Genomic DNA, 2,962 nt, shown 5'->3' on the forward strand with positions numbered 1-2,962 from the left:
TAACTTGTTGTTGCGCACCCATACCTCGCCGGTACAGGTCCGCACCATGGAATCGAAACAGCCGCCGATCCGCATCGTCTGCCCAGGCCGTGTGTACCGTAGCGACTCAGATATCACCCACTCGCCGATGTTCCACCAGGTCGAAGGCCTGCTGGTTGATCGCGACATCAATTTCGCCGACCTCAAAGGGACCATCGAAGAGTTCCTGCGGGTGTTCTTCGAAAAAGAACTGGCCGTGCGTTTCCGTCCGTCCTACTTTCCGTTCACCGAGCCATCCGCTGAAGTCGACATGGAATGCGTGATGTGCAGCGGTAAAGGCTGCCGCGTCTGCAAGCAGACTGGCTGGCTGGAAGTGATGGGCTGCGGCATGGTGCACCCGAACGTGCTGCGCATGTCCGGCATCGATCCGGAAGAGTTCTCCGGCTTTGCCTTCGGCATGGGCGTCGAGCGTCTGGCCATGCTCCGTTACGGTGTGAACGACTTGCGTCTGTTCTTCGACAACGACTTGCGGTTCCTCGCGCAATTTCGCTAGTCGTAACGAATTCTTAGGAGAGCAGGATGAAATTCAGTGAACAATGGCTGCGCGGCTGGGTTAGCCCGCAGGTAAATCGCGATGAGCTGGTTGCTCGTCTGTCGATGGCGGGTCTGGAGGTCGATAGCGTGACCCCGGCCGCCGGTGTATTCAGTGGCGTTGTGGTGGGCGAGGTGCTGAGCACCGAGCAGCATCCGGATGCCGACAAGCTGCGTGTTTGCCAGGTCAGCAATGGCGCGGAAACTTTCCAGGTCGTGTGCGGTGCGCCTAACGTGCGTCCGGGCCTGAAGATTCCATTCGCGATGATCGGTGCCGAACTGCCGGGCGACTTCAAGATCAAGAAGGCCAAGCTGCGCGGCGTTGAGTCCAACGGCATGCTGTGCTCGCAGTCCGAGTTGCAGGTCGGTGAAGGCAATGACGGCCTGATGGAACTGCCGGCCGATGCGCCGGTAGGCGAAGATTTCCGCGTTTATCTGGATCTGGAAGACGCCAGCATCGAGGTCGACCTGACCCCGAACCGTGGCGACTGCCTGTCCCTGGCCGGTCTGGCTCGTGAAGTCGGCGCGCTGTACGCCGCTCCGGTCACCCGTCCGGTGGTGATGACCATTCCTGCCGTACACGACGAAGTGCGTTCTGTAGAAGTGTTGGCACCCTCTGCGTGCCCACGTTACCTGGGTCGTGTAATCCGCAATGTCGATCTGTCCAGACCGACGCCGCTGTGGATGGTCGAGCGCCTGCGTCGCGCCGACGTACGCAGCATCGACGCTGCCGTCGACATCACCAACTATGTGATGCTTGAACTGGGTCAGCCACTGCACGCATTCGATCTCGCCGAAATCAATGGTGGCATCCGTGTACGCATGGCGGAAGAAGGCGAGAAACTGGTATTGCTCGACGGTCAGGAAGTCAGCCTGCGTAGCGATACGCTGGTGATTGCTGACCACACCCGCGCGCTGGCAATTGCCGGTGTGATGGGTGGCGAGCACAGCGGTGTTTGCGCGACGACTCGCGATGTATTCCTGGAAAGTGCGTTCTTCGACCAGATCGCTGTTGCTGGCAAGGCTCGCTCCTATGGCCTGCACACCGATGCGTCGCACCGCTACGAGCGTGGCGTCGACTGGCAGTTGGCCCGTGAAGCCATGGAGCGCGCCACTGGCCTGCTGCTGGAAATCACTGGCGGTGAAGCCGGCCCGATCATCGAGACCGTCAACGAGCAATATCTGCCGTCGATTGCCCCGATCACCTTGCGTGCCGCACGTATCACTCAGATGCTCGGCATGGAAATGGATTCGGCACAGGTCGAGCGTCTGCTCAGCGCCTTGGGTCTGAATATTTCTGCTGACGGTGCAGGGCAGTGGGGCGTAGAAGTACCAAGCCATCGCTTCGATATCAGCCTGGAAGTCGATCTGATCGAAGAACTGGCCCGTCTGTACGGTTACAACCGTCTGCCGGTCCGTTATCCGCAAGCTCGCCTGGCACCACAAGCGAAGGCTGAAGCACGTAGCGATCTGCCTGAACTGCGTCGCCTGCTGGTGGCCCGTGGTTATCAGGAAGCGATCACTTACAGCTTCATCGATCCCAAGCAGTTCGAACTGTTCAACCCTGGCGTCGAGCCGCTGTTGCTGGCTAATCCGATTTCCAACGACATGGCTGCCATGCGTTCGTCGTTGTGGCCAGGTCTGATCAAGTCGTTGCAGCACAACCTGAACCGCCAGCAGGATCGCGTCCGTCTGTTCGAAAGCGGTCTGCGCTTTATCGGTCAGCTGGAAGGCCTGAAGCAAGAGCCAATGCTCGCCGGTGTGGTTTGCGGCAGCCGTCTGCCGGAAGGCTGGGCGCAGGGTCGCGATACCGTCGACTTCTTCGACGTCAAGGCTGACGTGGAAGCATTGCTGGGCTTCGCTGGCGCGCTGGATTCGTTCACTTTCACTCCGGGCAAACACCCGGCGCTGCACCCGGGTCAAACCGCGCGCATCGAGCGGGAAGGGCGCGAAGTCGGTTTCATCGGCGCAATTCACCCTGAATTGTCGAAAACGTTGGGTCTGGACCGTCCAGTCTTCGTCTTCGAGCTGGTTCTGGCCGAAGTTGCGCTGGGGAAAATGCCTAAATTCCACGAGTTGTCGCGCTTTCCTGAAGTGCGTCGTGACCTTGCACTGATCGCGCATACCGACGTTGCGGCCTCGGCTGTATTGGACGTAATCCGTGAAAATGCAGGCGAATGGCTCACTGATCTAAGGCTGTTTGACGTTTATCAGGGTAAAGGCATTGATCCTGATAGAAAAAGCCTTGCAGTTGGCTTGACCTGGCAGCATCCATCGCGCACTCTTAATGACGATGAGGTGAATTCGACGACGCAAAATATCCTCACCTCGCTCGAACAAAGGTTGAACGCCACGTTAAGGAAGTGACGTATGGGGGCTTTGACGAAAGCTG

2 protein-coding genes are annotated in these 2,962 nt (G+C 58.9%); both read left to right on the plus strand.

Annotation, left to right across the window (positions count from 1 at the left end):
- Window positions 1–532, plus strand: a 532-nt coding sequence (pheS, locus tag ACIOZM_RS31505) for a phenylalanine--tRNA ligase subunit alpha (RefSeq protein WP_401221528.1), incomplete at its 5' end; no start/stop codon positions are given.
- A 26-nt stretch (window positions 533–558) separates the two neighbouring features.
- Window positions 559–2,937 (plus strand): phenylalanine--tRNA ligase subunit beta, encoded by a 2,379-nt coding sequence (gene pheT, locus ACIOZM_RS31510; protein WP_401221530.1) that lies wholly within the window; start codon window positions 559–561, stop codon window positions 2,935–2,937.
- Window positions 2,938–2,962: the final 25 nt, after the last annotated feature.

It is taken from the genome of Pseudomonas sp. NPDC087346, assembly GCF_044744235.1.
Classification (GTDB): Bacteria; Pseudomonadota; Gammaproteobacteria; order Pseudomonadales; family Pseudomonadaceae; genus Aquipseudomonas.

Bases quoted from the DNA above. Each gene is read 5' to 3' on its own strand.
- pheT (WP_401221530.1), top strand. From the start codon at position 559: ATGAAATTCAGTGAACAATGGCTGCGCGGCTGGGTTAGCCCGCAGGTA.